The following is a 25249-nucleotide window of genomic DNA, read 5'->3' on the forward strand; positions in this document are numbered from 1 at the left end:
AGCGCCTTTGTCTGAAAAAGCTGTTTTTGGCCTCAAGGCCGAATCTCGATCAACGTCCCATCCCGCACCAGGTCCCACACTTCCTGCATGTCACGGTTACGCATGGCAATGCAGCCATCGGTCCAGTCCAGGGTGTGGAAGTACCATTCCGGGTATTCGTCGTTGATCGGCGTGCCGTGGATCATGATCATGCTGCCGGCACTCACCCCTTCGCGTGTGGCACGGGCGGCGTCGCTGATGTTCGGGTAATTGATGTGCATGGCCAGGTTGAAGCGGTCGCTTTGCTTGCGCCAGTCCAGCCAGTACAGGCCTTCGGGGGTTTTCTTGTCGCCTTCGCGCTCTTTGGCGCCCTTGGGCTGCTTGCCCAGGGAAATGCGGTAGGTTTTCAGCGGCTCGCCACGGCTGATCAGCTGCAGGCGGCGCTCGGACTTGATCACCAGCACCTTGTCGATCAGCGGTTGCATGGCCTGCTGCGAAGGCGAAGGCGTTTGCGCTGCCGGTACGGGCTTGCGGATGATGGTCTCGGTGAAGGCCGCCTGGGACACCGAGGTAACGCAAAGGCAGAAAAGGGCAAGCAACCAACGCATGTAACGGTATCCCTGAAGGCTTTTTCTATGTAGAGGTCGTGGTCGAGACGTTCATCGGCGGCAGGTACTCATGGCCAATGGGGTAGTGCTGCCCGATGCGGTCGCGATAGTAGCATTCTAGTGTGCGCGTGACGGTGCGGAAAGCCAGCTCGCCCCACGGTATCTCATGTTCTTCGAACAAGCGCACCTCAAGGCTTTCGACACCCACATCAAAGGCAAGGTCCGCCAGCTCGGCGCGGAAGAACACATGCACCTGGTTGATGTGCGGCAAATCGAACAGTTGGTACAGGCTCATCGACCCGACCCGGGCGCAGGCTTCCTCGACCGTTTCGCGACGGGCGGCCTGGTCGAGGGTTTCGCCGTTCTCCATGAAGCCGGCGGGCAAGGTCCAGTAACCCCGGCGTGGCTCGATGGCGCGCCGGCACAGCAGCACCTGGCTGCCCCAGGTGGGCAACACGCCAGCAACGATGTTGGGGTTCTGGTAGTGGATGGTCTGGCAAGACTCGCAGACATACCGCAGGCGGCTGTCGCCTTCGGGGATCCGCTGTATGACTGGCTGGCCGCACGCGCTGCAGAATTTCATGTGTAGGTCCTTTTGCCTGGGGCTATCTTGGCGTGTCGGCAAGGCCGCCGCAAGCGCAGGGGCTTGGGTGCTTCGCGGCTTTGGTGCATCATGCAAGGCAGGCCTTGGATACGAGTGTGCGCAATGCTGGACGAGCTACTTCGCCGAATGAGCAACCACCAACCCGCATCATTGGAAACCGACCGGCGGTTCCCTGAAGCGGCGGTTCTTTTGCCCATTACCCGCAGCGAAGCGCCCGAACTGGTCCTTACCTTGCGCGCCAAGGGCCTGTCCACACATGGTGGAGAAGTGGCCTTTCCCGGTGGCCGCCGCGACCCGGAAGACCCGGACCTGGTGTTCACCGCGCTCCGTGAAGCCGAAGAAGAAATCGGCCTGCCGCCGGGGCTGGTGGAAGTGATCGGCCCGCTCAGCCCGCTGATTTCGCTGCATGGCCTTAAAGTGACGCCATTCGTCGGGGTTATTCCCGACTTCGTCGAATACCGCGCCAACGACGCCGAAATCGCGGCAGTATTCACCGTGCCGCTGGAATTCTTCCGCCAGGACCCACGCGACCATACCCACCGTATCGATTACCAGGGGCGCAGCTGGTATGTGCCCAGCTACCGCTATGGCGAATACAAGATCTGGGGGTTGTCGGCGATCATGATCGTGGAACTGGTCAACGTGTTGTTCGATGCCGGCATCAGCCTGCACCAGCCCCCTGAGCGTTACATCGAAAACTGAGCGGGGCCAACCCCGCCGTCTGCGTTCCAGCCTGAGGAGCAAGCATGAAATACCGCCTGGGCGACCTGCGGGTCGAGAGCCACCCCACCAGTTGGGCTGCACCCAACGCCACACTGATTGGCAACGTGCGCCTGCAGGCCGATGCCAGCGTATGGTTTGGCGCGGTACTGCGCGGGGATAACGAGCTGATCGACATTGGCGAGGGCAGCAACGTGCAGGATGGCACGGTGATGCACACCGACATGGGCTCGCCGCTGACCTTGGGCAAGGGCGTGACCGTTGGCCACAATGCCATGCTGCATGGCTGCACGGTGGACGACTACAGCCTGGTCGGTATCAATGCGGTGATCCTCAACGGCGCGCGTATCGGCAAGCACTGCATCATCGGCGCCAATGCACTGATCGCCGAGGGCAAGGAAATCCCCGATGGGTCGCTGGTGATGGGCTCGCCGGGCAAGGTGGTACGTGAGTTGACCGAGCAGCAGAAGCGCATGCTCGAAGCCAGCGCCGCGCACTATGTGCATAATGCCCGGCGTTATGCGCAGGAACTGGTGGTTGATGATGAGTGATGTTGGAGAGCGGCCGGTAGCCTCGCCGTGCGTGAGCATTTGTGCGCTCGACGAGCAGGATATCTGCACCGGGTGCCAGCGTACCGTGGCGGAGATTGGCCGCTGGGGGCGGATGGACAATGACGAGCGCCGGGCGGTGCTCAAGCTTTGCCATGAAAGGGCAGTAGAGGCCGGGCTGATTCTCTGATGCAACGCGTTGTGTGGCACCGGCCTTGCCGGTGTTCGCGGGTTTACCCGCGAAGAAGCCAGCGGTAATCTGTAGGGCTTGCCCACAGACGACTCGCCATGTTCTATCTGATTGCCTACATCAGCAGCGTAGTGCTGATCAACTACGCCTTCTCCAGCGCCCCGCACCTGGACATCATCTGGTCCGCCTGGGGCGGCCTGGTGTTCATCCTGCGCGACATGGTGCAGACCCGCTTCGGCCACGGCGCCCTGGTGGCCATGCTGGTGGCCCTGGTGCTGTCCTACGTCACCTCGGAGCCGGCCATCGCCTTGGCCAGTGCCACCGCGTTCTTCATTTCCGAGCTGATCGACTGGCTGGTGTTCAGCATCACCCGTCGGCCGCTGCGTGACCGCCTGTGGTTGAGTTCGGCGCTGAGCATTCCGGTGGATACCTTCATCTTCTTCGGCATGATCGGCGCCCTGACGCCTGCGATAGTCGGCACCGCCATGGCCTCGAAGTTTGCCGGTGTCACCGCCGTGTGGCTGGCCATGGCATTTCGCGCCCGGCGGGCCGCCGTTGCCGGTTGATGGTGTAGAATAGCGGTCCTTTTTCAGCGGGCGGTGCCAAGCCTGGTGCGGCCCCGGATGCCTTCGAGGACCTGAAATGACCCGTATCGGAACCCCCTTGTCGCCCACCGCGACCCGTGTACTGCTGTGCGGCTGTGGCGAGCTGGGCAAGGAAGTGGTGATCGAGCTGCAGCGCCTGGGCGTCGAAGTGATCGCCGTCGACCGCTACGCCAATGCCCCGGCCATGCAGGTGGCGCACCGCAGCCACGTGGTCAACATGCTCGATGGCGTGGCCCTGCGGGCCGTGATCGAAGCCGAAAAACCGCACTACATCGTTCCGGAAATCGAAGCCATCGCCACCGCCACCCTGGTCGAGCTGGAGAACGAAGGCTTCAACGTGGTGCCGACTGCCCGTGCCACCCAGCTCACCATGAACCGCGAAGGCATTCGTCGCCTCGCCGCCGAAGAGCTGGAGCTGCCAACCTCGCCCTACCACTTCGCCGACACCTATGAAGACTTCGCCAAGGGCGTGGCCGATGTCGGCTACCCGTGCGTGGTCAAGCCAGTAATGAGTTCGTCGGGCAAGGGCCAGAGCCTGCTGCGCAGCGATGCCGACTTGCAGAAAGCGTGGGACTACGCCCAGGAAGGCGGCCGCGCTGGCAAGGGCCGGGTGATCGTCGAGGGCTTTATCGACTTCGAATACGAAATTACCCTGCTGACCGTGCGCCATGTGGGGGGTACCACGTTCCTGGAGCCGGTTGGTCATCGCCAGGAGAAGGGCGATTATCAGGAATCGTGGCAGCCGCAGGCCATGAGCCCGAAAGCGCTGGCCGAATCGCAACGCGTGGCCAAGGCGGTCACCGATGCGTTGGGTGGTCGCGGCCTGTTTGGCGTTGAGCTGTTCGTGAAGGGAGACCAGGTGTGGTTCAGCGAAGTGTCGCCGCGCCCGCATGACACGGGTCTGGTCACCCTGATTTCCCAGGACCTGTCGCAGTTTGCCCTGCATGCCCGTGCCATTCTCGGCCTGCCGATTCCGGTGGTGCGCCAGTTAGGCCCGTCGGCCTCGGCGGTGATCCTGCCGGAAGGGCAGTCGCAGCAGACCAGCTTCGCCAACCTGGGCGCAGCGTTGAGCGAGCCGGATACCGCCATTCGCCTGTTCGGCAAGCCGGAAATCAACGGCACCCGCCGCATGGGCGTGTGCCTGGCGCGTGATGAGTCGGTCGAGCTGGCGCGGGCCAAGGCGACCCGTGCATCGCAGGCGGTCAAGGTCGAGTTCTGATCTGAGACCGTATGGGGCTGCAAAGCAGCCCCGACTTTCTCAAAGTTCGGTATTGCGGGTTTCTTTCAGGCACAACACGGCAATCAGGCTGATCACCGCCGCCGCCGATACATAACCCCCCACCCAGCTCAACCCACCCATGCTCACCAGCTTCTGGGCAAAGAACGGTGCCGCCGAAGCCCCGACAATCCCGCCCAGGTTATACGCCGCCGAAGCGCCGGTATAACGCACGTGGGTCGGGAACAGTTCAGGCAGCAGTGCCCCCATCGGCGCAAAGGTCACGCCCATCAGGAACAGCTCGATGGCCAGGAACAGCGCCACACCGGTGGTCGAGCCCGAGGTCAGCAGCGGTTCCATGGTAAAGCCCGAAGCCACCGCCAGCAGGCCACCGACGATCAGCACCGGCTTGCGCCCGTAACGGTCGCTGAGCCAGGCCGACAGCGGTGTGGCCAAGGCCATGAACACCACCGCGAAGCACAGCAGACCAAGGAACGTCTCGCGGCTGTAGCCCAGTGTGGTCACGCCATAGCTCAGCGAGAACACTGTAGAGATGTAGAACAGCGCGTAGCACACCACCATGGCCGCAGCGCCCAGCAGGGTTGGCACCCAGTACTTGGAAAACAGGTCGACTACCGGCATTTTCACCCGCTCGTGACGGGCAACGGCCTTGGCGAATACCGGGCTTTCTTCAAGCTTCAGGCGCACATAGAGCCCCACCAGCACCAGCGCGGCGCTGAGCAGGAACGGAATGCGCCAGCCCCACTCACGGAACTGCTCGTCGCTGAGCACCAGGGCCAGGGTCAGGAACAGGCCGTTGGCAGCCAAAAAGCCGATCGACGGCCCAAGTTGCGGGAACATGCCGAACCAGGCGCGTTTGCCTGCCGGGGCGTTCTCGGTGGCCAGCAGCGCCGCGCCACCCCATTCACCGCCCAGGCCCAGGCCTTGGCCAAAGCGCAGCAGGCAGAGGATGATCGGCGCCCACACGCCAATGCTGTCATAGCCCGGCAGCACGCCAATGGCCGTGGTGGACACACCCATCAGCAGCAGCGAGGCGACCAAGGTTGATTTACGGCCGATGCGGTCGCCAAAGTGGCCGAACAGCGCCGAGCCCAATGGGCGGGCAAGGAAGGCAATACCAAAGGTGAGGAACGCCGCCAGCATCTGCGCAGTGCCCGACCCCGACGGGAAGAACACCGGGCCGATCACCAGGGCAGCGGCGGTGGCGTAAACGTAAAAGTCGTAGAACTCGATGGCGGTGCCGATAAAGCTGGCAGTGGCCACCCGTGCCGGCGAGTTGACCGGCGCGGCAGGCGCTTCGGCATAGGTGCTGCTGGTTGTCATTAAGTAGGTCCCTAACAGTCTGGTCCGGCTCCATGGGCTTTGCCCGCGACGATGTGCAATGCAAAAGGGCAGGCACAGATGCGCGGACGCCGGAGCGTTTTGTTGTTGTGTGCGCCCGACTGACGATAGCCCAAGGGGGATAGGGGCGGGGCGGGCTCTGTTCGGGGTGTTGAAGCAGGACCGCAGGGCGTGTCAGTAGAGCGGACTGGCCGTGTAGCGCCGGGTGCGGGTAGCAGGCGGGACGGCGGGGCTGGGTAAGCGTGACCCGAGTATAGCTATCGGGTCACGGTCCACACCAGTACCTTGCTGGCACAATTGTCCTCTGTTTCGAGGATTTCCAGGCGATAGCGGCCGATCTTCAGGCAAACGGCGCTTTCCGGGATGCTCTCCAGCGCTTCGGTCACCAGCCCGTTGAGGGTTTTCGGCCCGCCGTCGCAGGGCAGGTGCCAGCCCAGGGTACGGTTGATTTCGCGTAGAGAAGCGGTGCCATCGATGACGAACGTGCCATCGGGCTGCGGGTGTACATGGGGGTTGTCCAGGCTTTGCTCGTCCTCGAACTCGCCGACGATCTCTTCGAGGATGTCTTCCAGGGTGACAATGCCCAGCACCTCGCCGTACTCATCCACCACCACGCCCAGCCGGCGCTGTTGCTTGTGAAAGTTCAGCAGCTGCATTTGCAGCGGCGTGCTTTCCGGCACGAAATAGGGTTCGTAGCAGGCGCTGTGCAGCGCCTCCAGGGTCAGTTCGGCCTTGGGTAGCAGGTGGCTGATCAGCTTGGTGTTGAGGATCGCCTCAACCTGGTTGATGTCGTTGTGGTAGACCGGCAGGCGGGTGTGGCGGCTGACGATCAGCTGCTCGATGATGCGCTCGATCGGCTCGTCGAGGTTGATGCCGTCCACTTCATTGCGCGGCACCAGGATGTCATTGACGGTGATCTTGTCCAGCGATTGCAGGCCGTCGAGCAGCCCGTGGCGAGGTGTTTCGTGTTCTTCGTCTTCGTCGAAATCATCGGCTTCCTGCGGGTGCAGGGCCACTGCGGTTGGTTGCACGCGGAACGGGCGCAGCAGCAGTTTGGCGAAGCCGTCCAGCAGGCAGGCCAGCGGCTGCAGCAGGGCGAGGGGCACTTTCAGCAGGCTGGCACCAAGGCTGACGAACGCCTGCGGGTTGCGCCGGGCCAGGCGCCGTGGCAGGTACTCGGCAAATACCAGCAAGGTGAAGGTGGCGGCCAACCCCGCCAGCCAGAAGCCGTGCTCGCCGCTATGACGCTGGCCCAGCAGGCAGGCCAGGCCAAGCACCAGCAGCTTGCCAAGGCTGGCGCACAGCACCAGAGCCTGGGCCGGCAGGGCGAGCGTGCCGTCTTCGTGGGTGCGCAGCGAGCCATTGAGCTGCAGGCGGGCGGCATCCACGGCAGTGAACAGCGCTGACCACAACAGGGCCAGTGCGAGGGTGCCGAATAGCGGTGCGTACGGCAGGGTGTCCATGGGCGGCCGTCAGATATGCAGGATGAATTCGCGAACCAGCTTGCTGCCGAAGTAGGCCAGCATCAGCAGGCAGAAACCGGCCAGCGTCCAGCGGATAGCCTTGTGGCCGCGCCAGCCGAGGCGGGTGCGGCCCCACAGCAGTACGCTGAACACCACCCAGGCGACACAGGCCAGCAAGGTCTTGTGCACCAGGTGCTGGGCGAACAGGTTGTCGAGGAACAGCCAGCCAGAGATCAGCGACAGCGACAACAGGCACCAGCCGGCCCAGAGGAAGCCGAACAGCAGGCTTTCCATGGTTTGCAGGGGCGGGAAGTTGCGGATCAGCCCGGACGGGTGCTTGTTCTTCAGCTGGCGGTCCTGCAGCAGCAACAGCAGTGACTGGAATACTGCAATGGTGAACAGCCCGTAGGCCAGGATCGACAGCAGGATGTGCGCGAGGATGCCGGGTTCTTCGTTGATCAGCGGCACCGTGCCGGGTGGTGCGAACTGGGCCAGCAGCGCGGTTACCGCACCCAGCGGGAACAGCAGCACCAGCAGGTTTTCCACCGGGATGCGCAGGCAGGCCAGCAGGGTCAGGGCAATGACGGCTACGGCGATCAGGCTGGCGGCACTGAAGAAGTCCAGGCTCAGGCCCAGCGGGGTGATCAGCTGGAAGAACAGTGCACCGGCCTGGGCCAGCACCGCGAAGGCACCCAGCAGGCCAAGCAGACGCTTGTCGGCCTTGCGGCCCTGGGCGAGGTGCGTGCCCTGGTAGATGGCCGCTGCTATATAGAGGCCGGCGGCGATCAGGTTGGGGATGAGGCTGGGTGAGGAGACCATAAGTCCTGGTTGGCGAGCCTTAAAGAGACGGAGTGTGGCATAGATTCCGCTGATCAAGGAAGACTGAAGGCTTGTGTCAGGGCATTCGCGGGCACGCCCGCTCCGACAGGTCCTGCACGGGCTCCGAAAGTGGTGAAGATCCTGTGGGAGCGGGCGAGCCCGCGAAGAGGTCAGTATTGCCACCGACCATCTCCCAAGGTGTGCGCCGCCGCCGCACTTCGCTATAATCGCCGCCTTGCTGTGCCCGGCGGGTGTGTATTTCCCCCAGGGCGCCTGACAAACCTCGGCTTTTACTGGGCCTGAAAGGATCACCATGTTCGAAAACCTGACCGACCGCCTGTCACAGACGCTGCGCCATGTCACCGGCAAGGCCAAGCTGACCGAAGACAACATCAAGGACACGCTGCGCGAAGTGCGCATGGCCCTGCTTGAGGCCGACGTTGCCCTGCCGGTGGTCAAGGATTTCGTCAACAGCGTCAAGGAGCGTGCGGTCGGCACCGAAGTGTCGCGCAGCCTCACCCCGGGCCAGGCATTCGTGAAGATCGTCCAGGCCGAGCTGGAAAGCCTGATGGGCGCGGCCAACGAAGACCTCGCGCTGAACGCCGCCCCGCCAGCCGTCGTGCTGATGGCCGGCCTGCAGGGCGCCGGTAAGACCACCACCGCCGGCAAGCTGGCGCGCTTCCTTAAAGAGCGCAAGAAAAAGAGCGTGATGGTGGTGTCCGCCGACGTTTACCGCCCGGCAGCGATCAAGCAGCTGGAAACCCTGGCCAACGACATCGGCGTCACCTTCTTCCCGTCCGACATCAGCCAGAAGCCGGTGGCCATTGCCGAAGCGGCCATCCGCGAAGCCAAGCTGAAGTTCATCGACGTGGTCATCGTCGACACCGCCGGCCGTCTGCACATCGACGCCGACATGATGGACGAGATCAAGGCACTGCACGCTGCGGTCAAGCCCATCGAGACCCTGTTCGTGGTCGACGCCATGACCGGCCAGGATGCCGCCAACACCGCCAAGGCGTTTGGCGAGGCGCTGCCGCTGACCGGCGTGGTGCTGACCAAGGTCGACGGTGATGCCCGTGGCGGTGCTGCGCTGTCGGTGCGTGCCATTACCGGCAAGCCGATCAAGTTCATTGGTATGGGTGAGAAGACCGAGGCCCTCGAGCCGTTCCACCCCGACCGCGTCGCCTCGCGCATCCTCGGCATGGGCGACGTGCTCAGCCTGATCGAGCAGGCCGAGCAGACCATCGACAAGGCCAAGGCCGACAAGCTGGCCAAGAAGCTGAAGAAAGGCAAAGGCTTCGACCTCGAAGACTTCCGTGACCAGCTGCAACAAATGAAGAACATGGGCGGCCTGGGCGGCCTGATGGACAAGCTGCCGAGCATCGGTGGGGTCAACCTGTCGCAGATGGGTAACGCACAAGGCGCCGCCGAGAAGCAGTTCAAGCAGATGGAAGCGATCATCAACTCCATGACCCCGGCCGAGCGCCGCGACCCTGACCTGATCAGCGGTTCGCGCAAGCGCCGTATCGCCCTGGGTTCCGGTACCCAGGTGCAGGACATCGGCCGGCTGATCAAACAGCACAAGCAGATGCAGAAGATGATGAAGAAATTCTCTGCCAAAGGCGGCATGGCCAAGATGATGCGCGGCCTGGGCGGTATGCTGCCTGGCGGCGGGATGCCGAAGCTGTAACATCTATTCCGGGGGCCTGCCGTTTATCGGGCAGGCGCCCAGAACCCCCGCCTTGGCGGGGCAACGGCCGCGGATTTCGCGGCGCAACCGGCAAATCTGGACGGTGGGGCAGGGCCTTGCCGAAAAAGTCATTTGCAAATGTCCGTGTATTCCCCGAGAATATGCGGCCTTTTGGGCACCCGTGTGCCTATTTGGCATTCAGATTTGCAGTACAAACTGCAACACCGACTATAGGAACGATGTTCACATGGTAACCATTCGTCTGGCCCGTGGCGGCTCGAAAAAGCGCCCATTCTACCACCTGACCGTGACCAACTCGCGTAACGCCCGTGACGGCCGTTTCGTTGAGCGCGTTGGCTTCTTCAACCCGATCGCATCGGGCGCCGAAGTCAAGCTGTCGGTCAACCAAGAGCGCGTCACCTACTGGCTGAGCCAGGGCGCACAGCCGTCTGAGCGCGTTGCTCAGCTGCTGAAGGACGCTGCCAAGGCCGCTGCCTGAACAGTATGAACGCGACGCCAGAAAAGGCTGATGACCTCATCGTCGTCGGCAAGATTTTTTCGGTTCACGGCGTTCGCGGCGAGGTGAAGGTGTATTCCTTTACCGATCCGATTGAAAACCTGTTGGATTATCCGCGCTGGACGCTTCGGCACGAAGGCAAGGTAAAGCAGGTCGAGCTGGTCAACGGTCGTGGCTCCCAAAAGGGCCTGGTCGTGAAGCTGAAAGGCCTCGACGATCGCGATGAAGCCCGTCTTCTGAGCGGTTATGAAATCTGCATTTCGCGGAGCCTTTTGCCCAACCTGGCTGCCGACGAGTACTACTGGTACCAGTTGGAAGGCCTGAAGGTCATCAACCAGGACGAACAGCTGTTCGGCAAGGTCGATCACCTGTTGGAGACCGGTGCGAACGATGTAATGGTGGTCAAGCCCTGCGCAGGCAGCCTGGATGATCGCGAGCGTCTGTTGCCCTATACGGCGCAATGCGTGCTCAACATCGACCTGGAAGCAGGCGTGATGCGGGTTGAATGGGACGCGGACTTCTAAACGATGGGTAACCTTCGCGTAGACGTCATCACGTTGTTCCCCGAGATGTTCTCGGCCATCACGGAGTACGGCATTACCAGCCGCGCGGTGAAACAGGGGTTGCTTCAGGTGACTTGCTGGAACCCGCGGGACTACACCACAGATCGTCACCACACGGTAGATGATCGGCCGTTTGGCGGTGGTCCGGGCATGGTGATGAAAATCAAGCCTCTGGAAGACGCCCTGGTTAGCGCCAGGCAAGCGACCGGAGCAACGGCAAAGGTGATCTACCTTTCGCCACAAGGCCGCAAGCTGACTCAGCAGGCGGTCAAAGGCCTGGCCGAACAGGAATCGTTGATCCTGATCGCCGGTCGTTATGAAGGCATCGACGAGCGCTTTATCGAGGCTCATGTCGATGAGGAGTGGTCGATTGGCGACTATGTGCTTTCCGGTGGCGAGCTGCCGGCCATGGTACTGATCGATGCGGTTACACGGCTGCTGCCCGGAGCTTTAGGGCATGTGGACTCGGCGGAAGAAGATTCCTTCACCGACGGTCTGCTGGATTGCCCGCACTACACCCGACCTGAGGTGTATGCGGATCAGCGTGTTCCCGACGTGTTGCTAAGTGGCAACCATGCACATATCCGGCGTTGGAGGATGAAGCAGTCCCTTGGTAGGACCTTCGAACGACGCGCCGATCTTCTGGAAAGTCGCTCGCTTTCTGGAGAAGAGAAGAAGCTGCTCGAGGAATACCTCCGCGAGCGGGACGATAGTTAAACGTATCGATGGTGGATCGCGTATCCATCTTAGGAGCACAGCATGACCAACAAGATCATCCAGCAGCTCGAAGCCGAGCAGATGAGCAAGGAAATCCCGACCTTCGCACCAGGCGACACCGTTGTCGTTCAGGTTAAAGTGAAGGAAGGTGAGCGTTCCCGTCTGCAGGCGTTCGAAGGCGTTGTTATCGCCAAGCGTAACCGCGGTCTGAACAGCGCCTTCACCGTGCGTAAGATCTCCAGCGGCGTTGGCGTAGAGCGTACCTTCCAGACCTACAGCCCGCAAATCGACAGCCTGGCCGTGAAACGTCGTGGTGACGTGCGTAAAGCCAAGCTGTACTACCTGCGCGACCTGTCCGGCAAAGCCGCTCGCATCAAGGAAAAACTGTCCTGAGTGCAGTTTGCCCGGTGGCCGAGGCCGCCTAGCGAGAAAAAAGCAGCCTTCGGGCTGCTTTTTTGCGTTTTGAACCTTTCAAAGATGTGAATGCCATGACTACCCGAGACCAGGAAATCCAGCGCCGTACCGAGCTGTCGGTGACTCGCGTGACCAAGGCGGTGTTCCCCAACACCACCAACCACCACAACACCCTGTTCGGCGGCACCGCCCTGGCCTGGATGGACGAAGTGTCGTTCATCGCCGCCACGCGCTTTTGCCGCCTGCCGCTGGTGACCGTGTCCACCGATCGCATCGACTTCAAGCACCCGATTCCGGCGGGCTCGATCGTCGAACTGGTGGGCTCGGTGATCAAGGTGGGTAATACCAGCTTGCAGGTGCAGGTGGACGTGTTTGTCGAGAACATGTACCTGGACGGCCGCGAACGGGCCATTCACGGCGTGTTCAGCTTTGTCGCCATTGACGAGGACAAGCGCCCGGTGCCGGTGCTCCCGGGCGCCTGAGTGTCAGGGCTCCGGGGCTGGCTCGATCAGCGCCACCAGGGTCCATCCCGGTTGCGGCTGTAGCGGGTTGTCGGGGCTGGCTACATGTACCCAGCCATGCCCGTCGCGCGCGAACAGCACGTGCGCACGCTCGCCATGCAGTGCCTGGTAGGCATCCCAGCCAAAGCCTTCGGTCAGGTTGGTGCTGTACAGTTCGGCGCCCTGATGCAGCCGGTTGGCCAGTTGCAGATAGGTCATTGGGCTGGCCCCCAGTAGATGCCCCCGATGCTCTTCGGCAGCTCGGTGCTTGTCACTGCGTTGCTTCTCCAGGCCGCTGGCCAGCACGAACAGCCGGCCGTTACCGAAGTCATGGCGGAACCTTGCGCAGGCCAGGGCGTTGATTTCGCCAGCGGGAGACAGCCCCAGCAAGTGCCCGAGGCCGACCAGGTCCAGGTGCGCGTCGGCATGCTGCGAGGCGGGGTTGCCAAAGTAGGTCGGTAGCCCGTCCATGCGCGCGGCGCGAATGTTTTCCCAGCTGGAGTCTGTCAGCAAAACCCGACAGCCCAATTGCTGCAGGGCTTTGGCGATGGCCCGGGCCGGCTCGTTGGCACCGACTACCAGAAAACCACTGGGCGCCGGTTCGGCGACCTTGAGCAGGCGTGCCAGCGGCCTGGCCGTGGCGCTTTGCAGTACCACCGTGCCGATGATCACGGCGAAGGTCAGCGGCACCAGCAGCAAGGCGTCCGGGTGTCCGGCCTGATGCAGGCGGATGGCGAAAATCGCTGAAACGGCGGCGGCAACGATGCCGCGTGGCGCAATCCAGGCCAGCAGTGCCCGTTCCCGCCAACTGAGCGGCGAGCCCAGAGTGGCCAGCCACACGTTCAGCGGGCGTGCCAACAGCTGGATCACCAGCAACAACGCCAGTACCGCCGGGCCGAGGCCCAGCAGGGCATGCAGGTCAAGGCGCGCAGCCAGCAGGATGAACAGGCCGGAAATCAGCAGTACGCTGAGGTTCTCCTTGAAGTGCAGGATCTGCCGCACATCCACCCCGCGCATGTTGGCCAGCCACATGCCCATCACGGTCACTGCCAGTAACCCGGACTCGTGCACGATCTGGTTGGCGGCGATGAAAATACCCAGCACCGCCGCCAGTGATGCGAGGTTGTGCAGGTATTCCGGCAGCCATTGCTCGCGCATGATCTGCCCCAGCAGCCAACCCCCGGCCGCACCCAGGGCGCTACCGCAGAAAATAACCCCCGCGAAGGTGGTGAGGCTCTGGAACAGGCCATTGCCGTCTGCACTGGCGATGATGAAGCTGTACACCACCACGGCCAGCAGCGCACCGATGGGGTCGATCATGATCCCTTCCCAGCGCAGGATGTTGGCGATGGTCGACTTTGGCCGTACCACGCGCAGCATCGGCACGATCACAGTGGGGCCAGTCACAAGGGTCAAGGTGCCGAACAGAATCGCCAGCGGCCAGTCGAACCCCAGCAGCCAGTGGGTCGCCAGGGCGATGACCAGCCAGGTGACCAGCGCGCCCACGGTGACCAGGCGATGCACCACGCTGCCGATTTCGCGCCACTGCGACAGGTGCAGGGTGAGGCTGCCCTCGAACAGGATCAGCGCCACTGCCAGCGACACCAGCGGCATCAGCAGCGGGCCGAACAACGCCTCGGGGTCGAGCCAGCCCAATGCCGGGCCGGCAATGATCCCGGTCAGCAGCAGAAACAGAATCGCCGGTAGCTTCAGGCGCCAGGCCAGCCACTGGCAGGCCAGTGCAGCGGCGCCGATGCCGCCGACGCTAAGTAGTATCTGCTCTTCGCTCATGTGGGCTCCCTATGCCTGCGCTGTTATGAAAGACTAAGCATCAATCCGCCGTTTGCCACCGAGTTTTCATGTCCGCCCTCGACCATCCCCTGATCGACCAGTTTCTTGACGCCCTGTGGCTCGAAAAAGGCCTGTCCGACAACACCCGCGTGTCCTACCGCAGCGACCTGGCCCTGTTCAACGGCTGGCTGCAGGCGCACTCGGTTTCCTTGCCTGATGCCGGCCGTGACCTGATCCTCGACCACCTGGCCTGGCGCCTCGACCAGGGCTACAAGCCACGCTCCACGGCACGCTTCCTTTCCGGCCTGCGCGGCTTCTTCCGCTACCTGCTGCGGGAAAAGCTGGTGGCCATCGACCCGACCCTGCAGGTCGAGATGCCGCAGCTGGGCAAGCCGCTGCCCAAGTCGCTCTCCGAAGCTGACGTCGAGGCCTTGCTGCAAGCCCCGGACCTGGGCGAAGCCATTGGCCAGCGCGACCGCGCCATGCTTGAAGTGCTGTATGCCTGCGGCCTGCGCGTCACCGAACTGGTCAGCCTGACCCTCGATCAGGTCAATCTGCGCCAGGGTGTACTGCGTGTGATGGGCAAGGGCGGCAAGGAACGCCTGGTGCCGATGGGGGAAGAAGCGGTCGTGTGGCTGGAGCGCTATCAACGTGACGGTCGCGCCGAACTGCTCAATGGCCGCCCCAGCGACGTGCTGTTCCCTAGCCTGCGTGGTGAGCAGATGACCCGGCAGACCTTCTGGCACCGCATCAAGCATCACGCCCGGGTTGCCGGCATCGACAAGCCGCTGTCGCCGCATACCCTGCGCCACGCCTTCGCCACCCACCTGCTCAACCATGGCGCCGACCTGCGCGTGGTGCAGATGCTGCTTGGCCACAGCGACCTGTCCACCACGCAGATCTACACCCACGTCGCCAAGGCCCGCCTGCAGCAGTTGCACGCTCAGCACCACCCGCGTGGATGAATGTTTTTCATGTTCCGCCGACTGGTCCTTGCAAGGCCCTTCACCGGCGGTGTGATGTGGTAGGCTTGGGCGGTTTGCACCAAGGGCCGCACGGCCACCGCGTATTTTCCGCAGGTGGCGCCCTCCGGCCCCTGTCCGCCTTCAGGAGTTCCCATGCGCGTGACCCAGTTTTTCGCCGCCGCCGCGTTGGCGCTGGCCAGTACGTTTGCCGTAGCTGCGGCAACCGATAGCAATGCCGGTGCCGAGCAGGCCATCCGTAAATCGTTGCAGAACCTTGAGCTGGAAGTGCCCGTGGAAAGCGTGGCCAGCAGCCCGCTCAACGGCCTTTATGAAGTGAAGCTGCAGGGCGGCCGCGTGCTGTACGCCAGCGCCGACGGCCAGTTTGTGATGCAGGGCTACCTGTTCCAGATCCAGGACGGCAAGCCGGTCAACCTCACCGAAAAAACCGAGCGCCAAGGCATCGCCAAGCTCATCAACGGCATTCCAGCCGCCGAGATGGTGGTTTATCCTGCCAAGGGTGAGACCAAGTCGCACATTACCGTATTCACCGACACCACCTGCCCGTACTGCCACAAGCTGCACGCCGAAGTGCCCGAGCTGAACCGTCGCGGTATCGAAGTGCGTTACGTCGCCTTCCCGCGTCAGGGCCTCGGCTCGCCGGGTGACCAGCAGTTGCAGGCGGTGTGGTGCTCCAGCGACCGCCGTGGGGCGATGGACAAGATGGTCGAAGGCGAAGAAATCAAGGCTGCCAAGTGCACCAACCCGGTCAGCAAGCAGTTCCAGCTGGGCCAGTCGATCGGCGTCAACGGCACGCCGGCCATCGTGCTTGAAAGCGGCCAGGTCATTCCGGGCTACCAGCCGGCACCGCAGGTCGCCAAGCTGGCACTGGCCAAGTAATCCAATTCAGTACGCCGTCGTCATGGGGTGACGGCATGTTTCACGGTCGGCAAACGTGCCGGCCGTTCAATGGGGAGTTCACAGTGAAACCGGTCAAAGTAGGCATCTGTGGGTTGGGGACCGTCGGTGGCGGAACCTTCAATGTACTTCAGCGCAACGCCGAGGAGATTGCCCGCCGTGCCGGGCGCGGTATTGAAGTGGCACAGATCGCCATGCGCTCGCAGAACCCGAACTGCCAGATTACCGGTACCCCCATTACCGCTGACGTGTTCGAAGTTGCGAGCAACCCGGAGATCGACATTGTCATCGAGCTGATCGGTGGCTACACCATCGCCCGCGACCTGGTACTCAAGGCCATTGAAAACGGCAAGCACGTGGTCACCGCCAACAAGGCGCTGATTGCCGTGCACGGCAACGAAATCTTCGCCAAGGCCCGCGAGAAGGGCGTCATCGTCGCCTTCGAAGCGGCCGTGGCTGGCGGCATCCCGGTGATCAAGGCCATCCGCGAGGGCCTGTCGGCCAACCGCATCAACTGGCTGGCCGGTATCATCAACGGCACCGGCAACTTCATCCTCACCGAAATGCGCGAGAAGGGCCGTGCCTTCCCGGACGTGCTGGCCGAAGCCCAGGCGCTGGGTTACGCCGAAGCCGACCCGACCTTCGACGTCGAGGGCATCGACGCCGCGCACAAGCTGACCATTCTGGCGTCCATCGCCTTCGGCATCCCGCTGCAGTTCGACAAGGCCTACACCGAAGGCATCACCCAGCTGACCACTGCTGACGTGAACTATGCCGAGGCCCTGGGCTACCGCATCAAACACCTGGGTGTGGCGCGTCGCACTGCCGAAGGCATCGAGCTGCGCGTACACCCCACGCTGATCCCGGCTGACCGCCTGATCGCCAACGTCAACGGCGTGATGAACGCCGTGATGGTCAACGGTGACGCCGCCGGTTCCACCCTGTACTACGGCGCGGGCGCCGGCATGGAGCCTACCGCTTCGTCGGTGGTCGGTGACCTGGTGGATGTGGTGCGTGCCATGACCTCCGACCCGGAAAACCGCGTGCCGCACCTGGCCTTCCAGCCAGACGCGCTGTCGGCCCACCCGATCCTGCCGATCGAAGCCTGCGAGAGCGCCTACTACCTGCGCATCCAGGCCAAGGATCACCCGGGCGTACTGGCCCAGGTGGCCAGCATCCTGTCGGAGCGTGGCATCAACATCGAGTCGATCATGCAGAAGGAAGCCGAAGAGCAGGACGGCCTGGTGCCGATGATCCTGCTGACCCACGGCGTGGTCGAGCAGCGTATCAACGATGCCATCGTCGCCCTGGAAGCCCTGCAGGACGTGGTCGGCAAGGTCGTGCGCATCCGCGTCGAACAGCTCAATTAATTTTGTTCTCGGGCCGCCCGCGCGGCCCGGGCCTTAGCATCGAAGGTTTGCACCCATGCGCTATATCAGTACCCGCGGCCAGGCACCGGCCCTGAATTTCGAAGACGTGCTGCTGGCTGGCCTGGCCAGTGACGGCGGCCTGTATGTACCCGAGAACCTGCCACGCTTCACCCAGGAAGAAATCGCCTCGTGGGCCGGCCTGCCGTACCACGAACTGGCCTTCCGTGTGATGCGTCCGTTCGTCGAAGGCAGCATCGCCGACGCCGATTTCAAGAAAATCCTTGAAGAAACCTACGGCGAGTTCGCCCACGCCGCAGTCGCCCCGCTGCGTCAGCTGAACAGCAACGAGTGGGTGCTGGAGCTGTTCCACGGCCCGACCCTGGCGTTCAAGGACTTCGCCCTGCAGCTGCTCGGCCGCCTGCTCGACCACGTGCTGGCCAAGCGCAACGAGCGCGTGGTGATCATCGGCGCCACCAGCGGTGACACCGGTTCCGCCGCCATCGAAGGCTGCCGCCGTTGCGACAACGTCGACATCTTCATCCTGCACCCGCACCAGCGCGTGTCGGAAGTGCAGCGCCGCCAGATGACCACCATCTTCGGCGACAACATCCACAACATCGCCATCGAAGGCAACTTCGACGACTGCCAGGAAATGGTCAAGGCCAGCTTCGCTGACCAGTCGTTCCTCAAGGGGACCCGCCTGGTAGCGGTCAACTCGATCAACTGGGCGCGGATCATGGCCCAGATCGTCTACTACTTCCATGCAGCCCTGCAGTTGGGTGGCCCGGCGCGTTCGGTCGCGTTCTCGGTACCTACCGGCAACTTTGGCGACATCTTCGCCGGTTACCTGGCGCGCAACATGGGCCTGCCGGTCAGCCAGCTGATCGTCGCCACCAACCGCAACGACATCCTGCACCGCTTCATGAGCGGCAACCAGTATGTGAAGGAAACCCTGCACGCGACCCTGTCGCCGTCGATGGACATCATGGTTTCGTCCAACTTCGAACGCCTGCTGTTCGACCTGCACGGCCGCAACGGTGGCGCCATCGCCGAACTGATGGCCAACTTCAAGCAGGGCGGTGGTTTCAGCGTCGAGCAAGACCGCTGGACCGAAGCGCGCAAGCTGTTCGACTCGCTGGCCGTCAGCGACGAGCAAACCTGCGAGACCATTGCCGAGGTGTTCGCCGCCACGGGTGAAGTGCTCGACCCGCATACCGCAATCGGTGTCAAAGCCGCGCGCGAGTGCCGTCGCAGCCTGGACACGCCGATGGTGGTGCTGGGTACCGCCCACCCGGTCAAGTTCCCGGAAGCGGTGGAGAAGGCAGGTGTTGGCAAGGCGCTGGAGCTGCCAGCACACCTCAGCGACCTGTTCAGCCGTGAAGAGCGTTGCACGGTACTGGCCAATGACCTGAAAGCTGTTCAGGGCTTTGTCAGCCAGCACGGCAACCGCGGCAAACCGCTGTAATCGTGTTTCTTTCTGGGGCTGCAGCGCGGCCCCAGAAGCTCGGATTTTTCCTCGAACGCTTCAGAAATCCCTTATTCAGGCACGCCAAGGCATAGCCTAGATTGGCCGGTCCTCTCACCAGGAGCGGCTCATGCACCACACCTACGTGTTGATTCACCAGGCTCGCCCGTCCCACCAGATCCTTTTGCATCAGGCCCTCAATGCCCAGGGCGTGTTCGACGTGCGCATCAGCGCAAACACCACTCACCTCAACGCCTGCCTCGGCGCTGAGCGTCGCCCTGATTTATTGATCCTTGACCACGCCATGCCAACCCAGGCTGGCCTCGCCTTGCTCGCCCAGCAGCACCGGGCGCGTGCGCTGTTGTTCGTCGGTCAGCCCACCCCAAAGCGCCATAACCTTGCCCAGGCAGCCAGAAGCCGAGGGCTGTGGGTGCTCGCCGAGCTGCCCTGGCCGCTGTCGATGCCGCGCCTGCAGCATGCCCTGCAAACACTGCAGGCCCGCCCGAGGCAGCGTATTCAAACTGTCATCTCAGCCCCGCATGCTCACTGAAGCGGGCGCGGTTTGACGAACTTTCTGCGGCGCCTGCTGGTCAGTTCCTTTAGATCCCACCACGCAGCGAGTGATCCGGATGGAAAGAATCTGCAGCCTGCTCAACGACGCCCTGACCCCCTATCAGACCCACCTCGGCATCACCGATGCCAATGGCAATCGCCAACTGACCGTTCAAGACCGCCTCGCCGGCATCACCCTGCGGCGCACGGTCAGCGAGCGCCAGTTACAGGAGCAACGCCTGTTGATCGATCTGGTGGATGGCCTGCACCGTGACCTGCAGATCGCCGAAGGGCGCTTGCAGCCCTGCGTGATCGCGGCATTGCAGCAGCGTCAACAACCGCAGGGAACCTTTGCCTGAGTGGTTTATCAGACATTGTAGGGGCAGCCAGCCAGTGCTTTGCTCCGGCGCTGGCAAGGCTGTCACGGGAAGTCCCCAAGGACTTTCGCTTGGCCCCGGGCGTCTTCCCCAGCGTCCGGGGTTTCTTTTTTCAGGTGATCAAGGGGCTTCGAAGAAGCGTTTGCTGTCTTCCAGGTAGTCTTCCTGCAACGACGGGTCCAGCCAGTGCGCATACAAGCCAGGCAGCACGTCCCGGCGCAAAGCAGGCAATAGCTGGTTGATATGCGCTACCGCTTTGCGGCCCGACGGATTGTCAGAGCAGGCGACATGGAGAAACTGATAGCGCTCCACCCCCTGGACAGGATGAAACTGATAGTCGGCCAGTGAGCCGCCTTGCTGCTGAAGCAAGTAACGAACTTCATGCCAGTAGCCGAGCACCAAGCGTAGGCGCCCCAGTTTTTGCATTTGCAGCAGGTTAGCTGTGGCGTCGTTGCCATAGTGCCGGCTAAGCGCAGTATCAGGTAGCTGCTGCAGAATGGCGTCGATCTGCGTGCCATAGCTACGTTCGGCAACAATGCCCAGTTTCACCGGAGCGTTGCTCAGCAGGCCATGCAGGTCCACTTCCTGGCTGTCGAGGTAGGGCGCCACCAGTGCCTGGTTTTCCTTGCGCAGCACCAGGCCACCGCTGAGCACACCCAGCGTTGGCATGGAAAAAAGCGCATATCTGGCCCGGTCCGGGGTCCATAGCAGGGTCGGGTCGCAGGTGAATGTGTTGCGGTCTTGCAGCATCTGGATGCCGCGTGCACGGTTGACCCGCACGATGGTGTGGTCGTACTCGGGCATCTGCCTGGTCAGCAGCGGCAATAGCTGGTCGATCACCCCTTGGCCTTTTTCCGGGCCTTCGAAAATGGTGAAGGGTGGCAGGTCGCGCACCAGCCAGAAGATGCGCTCCTTGGCGCTGGCAGGTTGCATGAGCAATGCGGGCAGCAGCCCGCACAGCAGGATCAGGTGGCGTAGCCAGCAGGCAGCGCGCATCGGCAAGGGCAGCGGCAGGCGTCAGACCGCGCCGGCCTGGCGCAGGCCGGCAATGGCCGCTGCGTCATAGCCCAGGCGGGTGAGCAGTGCCTCGGTGTGTTCGCCCAGCGCCGGGCCGACCCACTCGGTGGAGCCAGGTGTATCCGACAGCTTGGGCACGATGCCCGGCATGCGGAACGGCTTGCCATCCGGCAACCTGGCCTGCAGGAACATCTCTCGCGCCAGGTATTGCGGGTCGTTGAACATGTCCTCGGCCGAGTAGATGCGGCTGGCAGGTACCTCTGCCGTGGTCAGCACCTGCATCAGTTGGTCCAGCGGCAGGCTGTTGGCCCAGCGGTCAATCACCCCGTAGAGTTCGTCACGGCGCAGGTCGCGGCCATCATTGGTGGCCAGGGTAGGGTCATCCGCCAGGTCGGTGCGGCCAATCGCCAGCATGAAACGTTTGAAGATGGCATCGCCGTTGGCGCCAATTTGCACATGCTTGCCGTCGGCGCTGGTATGGATGGAGGAGGGTGTGATGCCCGGCATGATGTTGCCGGTGCGCTCGCGGATAAACCCGAACACATCGAATTCCGGCACCATGCTTTCCATCATGGCGAAGATCGCTTCATACAGCGCCACGTCCACAACCTGGCCCTGGCCGCCATTGACCTCACGGTGGCGCAGCGCCATTAACGCGCCAATCACCCCCCACAGGGCAGCAATCGAGTCACCGATGGAAATGCCCGTGCGCACCGGCGGGCGGTCGTCGAAGCCGGTAATGTAGCGCAGGCCACCCATCGACTCGCCCACCGCGCCGAAGCCGGGCTGGTCTTTCATCGGCCCGGTCTGGCCAAAGCCCGACAGGCGTACCATGACCAGGCGCGGGTTAAGGGCATGCAGCACATCCCAGCCCAGGCCGAGCTTTTCGAGCACGCCCGGGCGGAAGTTTTCGATCAGAATGTCGGCGTCGGCCAGCAGCTTTTTCAGCACCTCGCGGCCTTCGGGGTGCTTGAGGTTAAGCGTGAGCGACTGCTTGTTGCGCGCCTGCACGAACCACCACAGCGAAGTGCCCTCATACAGCTTGCGCCACTTGCGCAGCGGGTCGCCCCCATCCGGAGACTCGACCTTGATCACTTCGGCACCGAATTCGGCACAGATGCGCGAGGCGAACGGCCCGGCAATCAGCGTGCCGAGTTCCACAACTTTAAGGCCGGCGAGGGGTTTGCTGGGCGTCGACATGGGGCATCCGTGGCAGCTGGGCAGAGCCGTGGTTTTATCACACGTCGGTTTCGCCGGGTACTGCTGCGGCGCATGGACGGTGCGGATGGGTTAGACTGTGCCACTTTTCTTTTGCACGAAGCCCCTCGACCATGGCCCAGCCGTCCACCACCTACAAGTTCGAATTGAATCTCACCGACCTTGATCGCAACGTCTACGAAAGCGTCAAGCAGACCATCGCTCGTCACCCGTCGGAAACCGAGGAGCGCATGGCAGTTCGTTTGTTGGCGTATGCGCTTTGGTACAACGAGAACTTGTCGTTTGGCCGTGGCCTGTCGGATGTCGATGAGCCGGCGCTGTGGGAAAAGAGCCTGGACGACCGCGTGCTGCACTGGATCGAAGTCGGCCAACCCGATGCCGACCGCCTGACCTGGTGTTCGCGCCGTACCGAGCGCACCAGCCTGCTGGCCTACGGCAGCCTGCGTGTGTGGGAAGGCAAAGTGGTGAGCGCGGTCAAGAACCTGAAGAACCTGAGCATTGCTGCCGTGCCACAGGAAGTGCTGGAAACCCTGGCCACCGACATGCCGCGCAGCATCAAGTGGGACGTGATGATCAGCGAAGGCACGGTGTTCGTGACTGACGACCGTGGCCAGCATGAAGTGCAACTGCAGTGGCTGCTCGGTGAGCGTGGCTGAAGCAACCCATGCGTATCGAACCTCGCCCCCTGCCGCCGACCCTGCCATTCCTGGGTAACCTGCCTCCCCTGCTGACCCGCCTGTACGCCGCGCGTGGCGTGCAAAGCGAGGCCGAGCTGGACAAAAGCCTGGCGCGTCTGCTGCCGTATCAGCAGCTCAAGGGCATCGAGGCCGGTGTTGACCTGCTGGTCGAGGCCCTCGACCAGCGCCAGCGCATCCTGATTGTGGGTGACTTCGATGCCGATGGTGCCACCGCCAGCACTGTCGGGGTGCTGGGCCTGCGCCTGCTGGGCGCGTCCCATGTCGATTACCTGGTGCCCAACCGGTTCGAATACGGCTACGGCCTGACCCCGGAAATCGTCGAGGTGGCGCTGCAGCGCCAGCCGCAATTGCTGATTACTGTGGACAACGGCATTTCCAGTGTCGAGGGTGTGGCCGCTGCCAAGGCTGCCGGGCTCAAGGTACTGGTCACCGACCATCACCTGCCAGGTCAGCAACTGCCTGACGCCGACGCCATCATCAACCCCAACCAGCCGGGCTGTACGTTCCCGAGCAAGGCGCTGGCCGGGGTCGGGGTGATCTTCTATGTGCTGATGGCCCTGCGCGCCCGCTTGCGCAGCCTGGGGCGCTACGAAACGCAACCGCAGCCGAACATCGGCGAACTGCTCGACCTGGTCGCGCTGGGCAGCGTCGCCGATGTGGTGCCGCTGGATGCCAACAACCGCATCCTGGTGCACCAGGGCCTTGAGCGTATTCGCGCCGGCCGTGCTCGGCCAGGGCTGAAAGCCATTCTGGAAGTGGCCCGCCGTGACCACCGGCGCATCACCTCGACCGACCTGGGTTTCATCCTTGGCCCTCGTTTGAACGCTGCCGGGCGCCTGGACGACATGAGCCTGGGCATCGAGTGCCTGCTGTGCGAAGACGCGGCCCTGGCCCAGGACATGGCTCAGCAGCTGGACGACCTGAACCAGGACCGCAAATCCATCGAGCAGGGCATGCAGCGCGAAGCCCTGGCCCAGCTCAAGGACCTGCCGGTCGAGTCCATGCCTTACGGCCTGTGCCTGTTCGATGCAGATTGGCACCAAGGCGTGATCGGTATTCTGGCTTCGCGCCTGAAAGAACGTTATCACCGGCCGACCATCGCTTTTGCCGATGCCGGCGAGGGCATGCTCAAAGGTTCGGCGCGCTCGGTGCCGGGGTTCCACATCCGCGACGCGCTGGATGCCGTAGCGGCCCGCCACCCCGAGCTGATCAGCAAGTTCGGCGGCCACGCCATGGCTGCGGGGCTGTCGTTGCCCGAGGGCAATTTCCCCGCATTTGCCGAAGCATTCGACGAAGAGGTGCGGCGCCAGTTGCGTGAGGAAGACCTCACCGGCCGGTTGCTGTCCGATGGCAGCCTGGCCGTGGAAGAGTTCCACCTCGACCTGGCCAAGGCCCTGCGCCACGCCGGCCCTTGGGGCCAGCACTTCCCCGAGCCGCTGTTCCATGGCGTGTTCCAGCTGGTGGAGCAGCGTGTGGTGGGCGAACGGCACCTGAAGGTGGTGCTCAAGAGCGAGTGCGGTTCGGTGCGGCTGGACGGTATTGCCTTCGGCATCGACCGCGAAGTGTGGCCGAACCCGACCGTGCGCTGGGTCGAGCTGGCCTACAAGCTGGATGTGAACGAGTTTCGTGGCAACGAAAGTGTGCAGTTGATGATTGCCCACATGGAGCCACGCTGACTCCAATTCCGGGGCTGCGTTGCAGCCCATCGCCGGTGAGCCAAGCGCGATCCCTGTGGGAGCGGGCATGCCCGCGAACACCGGCAAAGCCGGTGCCATCCATCAAGTTGCCTGCTTCGCGGGTAAGCCCGCTCCCCCAGATACAATTGCTATTGGCTGATCTCAGATTGCCTTTTGCGCTTCCGGTTTTGCCAGTGCATTACGCCTGCTGCGATGAATGAAACCAGGCTCAGCAATGAAAAGAACACAAGGCCCTCCAAAAGACCGCGGTTGTATTTTTCGATCACATACTCCTTGAGCGCTGGCTCGTACAGGACTCCGCTTCCGGTCGATAGCCGCCTGATAATAGGACCAGTCAAAGCATCTTCGATATCGGCAAAGAGCGGTGTCTTCTTGTTGATGTTGGCAGCGTCATAACGCGCTTTATGTGTGTATACCCGACGTTGGGTGACTTGTCCGCTTGGCTCTTTGTATGCAATACGAAAAGTGTAAAGCGACCTGTCGTAATCCCAGGTTTCAGGTGCAGATGCAAGCGCTGCTCTAACGCTTACCCAAGGAGCGGTTACAGGCTCTGGTGCTTCTTTCCACACTGTAAGGTGTGCGAGTGCAAGACAGGCAAAAAAAGTGCCTACGAATAACAGGGATGTTACCCGTTTAGCCGGATCCAAAGCACGCATCATTTGGAGCCAC

28 protein-coding genes are annotated in these 25249 nt (G+C 62.7%); 19 read left to right on the top strand and 9 right to left on the bottom strand.

Annotated features, from left to right (window positions below; all coding sequences use genetic code 11):
* Positions 1-32: 32 nt before the first annotated feature.
* Together N436_RS24925 and N436_RS24930 are read right to left on the bottom strand one after the other, a co-directional pair.
* Positions 33-587 (bottom strand): murein L,D-transpeptidase family protein, encoded by a 555-nt coding sequence (locus tag N436_RS24925; RefSeq protein ID WP_105946866.1) that lies wholly within the window; start codon positions 585-587, stop codon positions 33-35.
* A gap of 25 nt (positions 588-612) precedes the next feature.
* Complete coding sequence (locus tag N436_RS24930) at positions 613-1170, bottom strand: NUDIX hydrolase (protein WP_105946865.1); 558 nt, start codon at positions 1168-1170, stop codon at positions 613-615.
* A 123-nt stretch (positions 1171-1293) separates the two neighbouring features.
* On the opposite strand from N436_RS24930, the gene N436_RS24935 reads away from it, so the two are divergent.
* The 5 genes from N436_RS24935 to purT all read left to right on the top strand — a co-directional run bounded on the left by N436_RS24935 (position 1294) and on the right by purT (position 4473).
* A complete protein-coding gene (locus tag N436_RS24935) occupies positions 1294-1893 on the top strand; it encodes a CoA pyrophosphatase (protein WP_105946864.1) in 600 nt (199 codons plus the stop codon).
* Between the two features lie 44 nt (positions 1894-1937).
* On the top strand, positions 1938-2462 hold the full coding sequence (locus N436_RS24940; protein WP_105946863.1) for a gamma carbonic anhydrase family protein: 525 nt from the start codon (positions 1938-1940) through the stop codon (positions 2460-2462).
* The gene (locus tag N436_RS24945) at positions 2452-2649 is read left to right on the top strand and encodes a DUF1289 domain-containing protein (RefSeq protein ID WP_110742204.1); all 198 of its coding nucleotides are present in this window, start codon (positions 2452-2454) and stop codon (positions 2647-2649) included. The genes N436_RS24940 and N436_RS24945 overlap by 11 nt, the downstream gene beginning before the upstream one ends.
* A 98-nt stretch (positions 2650-2747) precedes the next feature.
* On the top strand, positions 2748-3215 hold the full coding sequence (locus N436_RS24950) for a VUT family protein (protein WP_060497399.1): 468 nt from the start codon (positions 2748-2750) through the stop codon (positions 3213-3215).
* A gap of 76 nt (positions 3216-3291) precedes the next feature.
* Positions 3292-4473 carry a formate-dependent phosphoribosylglycinamide formyltransferase gene (gene purT / locus N436_RS24955; RefSeq protein ID WP_110742205.1) on the top strand — a complete coding sequence of 394 codons (1182 nt, stop codon included), beginning with the start codon at positions 3292-3294 and terminating at the stop codon, positions 4471-4473.
* A 39-nt stretch (positions 4474-4512) separates the two neighbouring features.
* On the opposite strand, the gene N436_RS24960 is transcribed toward purT, so the two are convergent.
* The 3 genes from N436_RS24960 to N436_RS24970 all read right to left on the bottom strand — a co-directional run bounded on the left by N436_RS24960 (position 4513) and on the right by N436_RS24970 (position 8114).
* Complete coding sequence (locus N436_RS24960) at positions 4513-5814, bottom strand: MFS transporter (RefSeq protein WP_105946860.1); 1302 nt, start codon at positions 5812-5814, stop codon at positions 4513-4515.
* Between the two features lie 275 nt (positions 5815-6089).
* The gene (locus tag N436_RS24965; RefSeq protein WP_110742206.1) at positions 6090-7295 is read right to left on the bottom strand and encodes a transporter associated domain-containing protein; all 1206 of its coding nucleotides are present in this window, start codon (positions 7293-7295) and stop codon (positions 6090-6092) included.
* A 9-nt stretch (positions 7296-7304) separates the two neighbouring features.
* Entirely contained in the window at positions 7305-8114 is an 810-nt protein-coding gene (locus N436_RS24970; RefSeq protein WP_110742207.1) for an inner membrane protein YpjD, read from the bottom strand.
* A 313-nt stretch (positions 8115-8427) separates the two neighbouring features.
* On the opposite strand from N436_RS24970, the gene ffh reads away from it, so the two are divergent.
* The 6 genes from ffh (at position 8428) to N436_RS25000 (ending at position 12497) form a co-directional block, all read left to right on the top strand.
* Entirely contained in the window at positions 8428-9804 is a 1377-nt protein-coding gene (gene ffh / locus N436_RS24975) for a signal recognition particle protein (RefSeq protein WP_012270758.1), read from the top strand.
* A gap of 247 nt (positions 9805-10051) precedes the next feature.
* Positions 10052-10303 carry a 30S ribosomal protein S16 gene (rpsP, locus tag N436_RS24980; protein WP_008094480.1) on the top strand — a complete coding sequence of 84 codons (252 nt, stop codon included), beginning with the start codon at positions 10052-10054 and terminating at the stop codon, positions 10301-10303.
* 5 nt (positions 10304-10308) lie between these two features.
* The gene (rimM, locus tag N436_RS24985; protein ID WP_060497393.1) at positions 10309-10845 is read left to right on the top strand and encodes a ribosome maturation factor RimM; all 537 of its coding nucleotides are present in this window, start codon (positions 10309-10311) and stop codon (positions 10843-10845) included.
* A 3-nt stretch (positions 10846-10848) separates the two neighbouring features.
* Complete coding sequence (gene trmD / locus N436_RS24990; protein ID WP_087502637.1) at positions 10849-11601, top strand: tRNA (guanosine(37)-N1)-methyltransferase TrmD; 753 nt, start codon at positions 10849-10851, stop codon at positions 11599-11601.
* Between the two features lie 42 nt (positions 11602-11643).
* Complete coding sequence (gene rplS / locus N436_RS24995) at positions 11644-11994, top strand: 50S ribosomal protein L19 (protein ID WP_003252148.1); 351 nt, start codon at positions 11644-11646, stop codon at positions 11992-11994.
* A 95-nt stretch (positions 11995-12089) separates the two neighbouring features.
* On the top strand, positions 12090-12497 hold the full coding sequence (locus N436_RS25000) for an acyl-CoA thioesterase (protein WP_016501229.1): 408 nt from the start codon (positions 12090-12092) through the stop codon (positions 12495-12497).
* Positions 12498-12500: 3 nt separating this feature from the next.
* On the opposite strand, the gene N436_RS25005 is transcribed toward N436_RS25000, so the two are convergent.
* Positions 12501-14306: a sodium:proton antiporter gene (locus N436_RS25005; protein ID WP_110742208.1), complete on the bottom strand. Its 1806-nt coding sequence runs from the start codon at positions 14304-14306 to the stop codon at positions 12501-12503.
* A gap of 68 nt (positions 14307-14374) precedes the next feature.
* Between N436_RS25005 and xerD the strand changes: the two genes are divergently transcribed.
* From xerD to N436_RS25035, 6 genes are all read left to right on the top strand, one after another.
* Positions 14375-15271, top strand: coding sequence for a site-specific tyrosine recombinase XerD (gene xerD / locus N436_RS25010; RefSeq protein ID WP_110742209.1), 897 nt, complete (start codon positions 14375-14377; stop codon positions 15269-15271).
* Positions 15272-15424: 153 nt separating this feature from the next.
* The gene (locus tag N436_RS25015) at positions 15425-16168 is read left to right on the top strand and encodes a thioredoxin fold domain-containing protein (RefSeq protein ID WP_012270764.1); all 744 of its coding nucleotides are present in this window, start codon (positions 15425-15427) and stop codon (positions 16166-16168) included.
* An 83-nt stretch (positions 16169-16251) separates the two neighbouring features.
* Entirely contained in the window at positions 16252-17556 is a 1305-nt protein-coding gene (locus N436_RS25020) for a homoserine dehydrogenase (RefSeq protein WP_016712995.1), read from the top strand.
* Positions 17557-17611: 55 nt separating this feature from the next.
* Positions 17612-19021, top strand: coding sequence for a threonine synthase (gene thrC / locus N436_RS25025; RefSeq protein WP_010952565.1), 1410 nt, complete (start codon positions 17612-17614; stop codon positions 19019-19021).
* A 130-nt stretch (positions 19022-19151) separates the two neighbouring features.
* Positions 19152-19571, top strand: coding sequence for a response regulator (locus N436_RS25030; RefSeq protein ID WP_110742210.1), 420 nt, complete (start codon positions 19152-19154; stop codon positions 19569-19571).
* Positions 19572-19650: 79 nt separating this feature from the next.
* Positions 19651-19932: a DUF3509 domain-containing protein gene (locus tag N436_RS25035; protein WP_110742211.1), complete on the top strand. Its 282-nt coding sequence runs from the start codon at positions 19651-19653 to the stop codon at positions 19930-19932.
* Between the two features lie 138 nt (positions 19933-20070).
* Here N436_RS25035 and N436_RS25040 read toward each other — a convergent pair whose 3' ends face one another.
* Positions 20071-20946 (bottom strand): TIGR02285 family protein, encoded by an 876-nt coding sequence (locus N436_RS25040; protein ID WP_105946853.1) that lies wholly within the window; start codon positions 20944-20946, stop codon positions 20071-20073.
* A gap of 21 nt (positions 20947-20967) precedes the next feature.
* Positions 20968-22167 (bottom strand): CaiB/BaiF CoA-transferase family protein, encoded by a 1200-nt coding sequence (locus tag N436_RS25045; protein WP_110742212.1) that lies wholly within the window; start codon positions 22165-22167, stop codon positions 20968-20970.
* 131 nt (positions 22168-22298) lie between these two features.
* Here N436_RS25045 and N436_RS25050 point away from each other — a divergent pair, with 131 nt between their 5' ends.
* Together N436_RS25050 and recJ are read left to right on the top strand one after the other, a co-directional pair.
* On the top strand, positions 22299-22841 hold the full coding sequence (locus N436_RS25050; protein ID WP_003252169.1) for a YaeQ family protein: 543 nt from the start codon (positions 22299-22301) through the stop codon (positions 22839-22841).
* Between the two features lie 8 nt (positions 22842-22849).
* Positions 22850-24559 (top strand): single-stranded-DNA-specific exonuclease RecJ, encoded by a 1710-nt coding sequence (gene recJ / locus N436_RS25055; RefSeq protein WP_110742213.1) that lies wholly within the window; start codon positions 22850-22852, stop codon positions 24557-24559.
* A gap of 149 nt (positions 24560-24708) precedes the next feature.
* Here recJ and N436_RS25065 read toward each other — a convergent pair whose 3' ends face one another.
* The gene (locus tag N436_RS25065; protein WP_177410897.1) at positions 24709-25239 is read right to left on the bottom strand and encodes a hypothetical protein; all 531 of its coding nucleotides are present in this window, start codon (positions 25237-25239) and stop codon (positions 24709-24711) included.
* Between the last annotated feature and the right edge of the window lie 10 nt (positions 25240-25249).

Source organism: Pseudomonas sp. RV120224-01b, assembly GCF_003208145.1.
GTDB classification, from domain to species: Bacteria; Pseudomonadota; Gammaproteobacteria; order Pseudomonadales; family Pseudomonadaceae; genus Aquipseudomonas; species Aquipseudomonas monteilii.

Coding starts and splice junctions, on each gene's coding strand:
- N436_RS25045 (WP_110742212.1), bottom strand. CDS start 22,167: ATGTCGACGCCCAGCAAACCCCTCGCCGGCCTTAAAGTTGTGGAACTC.
- thrC (WP_010952565.1), top strand. CDS start 17,612: ATGCGCTATATCAGTACCCGCGGCCAGGCACCGGCCCTGAATTTCGAA.
- rplS (WP_003252148.1), top strand. CDS start 11,644: ATGACCAACAAGATCATCCAGCAGCTCGAAGCCGAGCAGATGAGCAAG.
- xerD (WP_110742209.1), top strand. CDS start 14,375: ATGTCCGCCCTCGACCATCCCCTGATCGACCAGTTTCTTGACGCCCTG.
- rimM (WP_060497393.1), top strand. CDS start 10,309: ATGAACGCGACGCCAGAAAAGGCTGATGACCTCATCGTCGTCGGCAAG.
- trmD (WP_087502637.1), top strand. CDS start 10,849: ATGGGTAACCTTCGCGTAGACGTCATCACGTTGTTCCCCGAGATGTTC.
- N436_RS24925 (WP_105946866.1), bottom strand. CDS start 587: ATGCGTTGGTTGCTTGCCCTTTTCTGCCTTTGCGTTACCTCGGTGTCC.
- N436_RS24950 (WP_060497399.1), top strand. CDS start 2,748: ATGTTCTATCTGATTGCCTACATCAGCAGCGTAGTGCTGATCAACTAC.
- N436_RS25065 (WP_177410897.1), bottom strand. CDS start 25,239: ATGATGCGTGCTTTGGATCCGGCTAAACGGGTAACATCCCTGTTATTC.
- N436_RS25050 (WP_003252169.1), top strand. CDS start 22,299: ATGGCCCAGCCGTCCACCACCTACAAGTTCGAATTGAATCTCACCGAC.
- purT (WP_110742205.1), top strand. CDS start 3,292: ATGACCCGTATCGGAACCCCCTTGTCGCCCACCGCGACCCGTGTACTG.
- N436_RS24945 (WP_110742204.1), top strand. CDS start 2,452: ATGATGAGTGATGTTGGAGAGCGGCCGGTAGCCTCGCCGTGCGTGAGC.
- N436_RS24965 (WP_110742206.1), bottom strand. CDS start 7,295: ATGGACACCCTGCCGTACGCACCGCTATTCGGCACCCTCGCACTGGCC.
- N436_RS25005 (WP_110742208.1), bottom strand. CDS start 14,306: ATGAGCGAAGAGCAGATACTACTTAGCGTCGGCGGCATCGGCGCCGCT.
- N436_RS24940 (WP_105946863.1), top strand. CDS start 1,938: ATGAAATACCGCCTGGGCGACCTGCGGGTCGAGAGCCACCCCACCAGT.
- N436_RS25035 (WP_110742211.1), top strand. CDS start 19,651: ATGGAAAGAATCTGCAGCCTGCTCAACGACGCCCTGACCCCCTATCAG.
- N436_RS25000 (WP_016501229.1), top strand. CDS start 12,090: ATGACTACCCGAGACCAGGAAATCCAGCGCCGTACCGAGCTGTCGGTG.
- N436_RS24960 (WP_105946860.1), bottom strand. CDS start 5,814: ATGACAACCAGCAGCACCTATGCCGAAGCGCCTGCCGCGCCGGTCAAC.
- ffh (WP_012270758.1), top strand. CDS start 8,428: ATGTTCGAAAACCTGACCGACCGCCTGTCACAGACGCTGCGCCATGTC.
- N436_RS25030 (WP_110742210.1), top strand. CDS start 19,152: ATGCACCACACCTACGTGTTGATTCACCAGGCTCGCCCGTCCCACCAG.
- rpsP (WP_008094480.1), top strand. CDS start 10,052: ATGGTAACCATTCGTCTGGCCCGTGGCGGCTCGAAAAAGCGCCCATTC.
- N436_RS24930 (WP_105946865.1), bottom strand. CDS start 1,170: ATGAAATTCTGCAGCGCGTGCGGCCAGCCAGTCATACAGCGGATCCCC.
- N436_RS25015 (WP_012270764.1), top strand. CDS start 15,425: ATGCGCGTGACCCAGTTTTTCGCCGCCGCCGCGTTGGCGCTGGCCAGT.
- N436_RS24970 (WP_110742207.1), bottom strand. CDS start 8,114: ATGGTCTCCTCACCCAGCCTCATCCCCAACCTGATCGCCGCCGGCCTC.
- recJ (WP_110742213.1), top strand. CDS start 22,850: ATGCGTATCGAACCTCGCCCCCTGCCGCCGACCCTGCCATTCCTGGGT.
- N436_RS25040 (WP_105946853.1), bottom strand. CDS start 20,946: ATGCGCGCTGCCTGCTGGCTACGCCACCTGATCCTGCTGTGCGGGCTG.
- N436_RS24935 (WP_105946864.1), top strand. CDS start 1,294: ATGCTGGACGAGCTACTTCGCCGAATGAGCAACCACCAACCCGCATCA.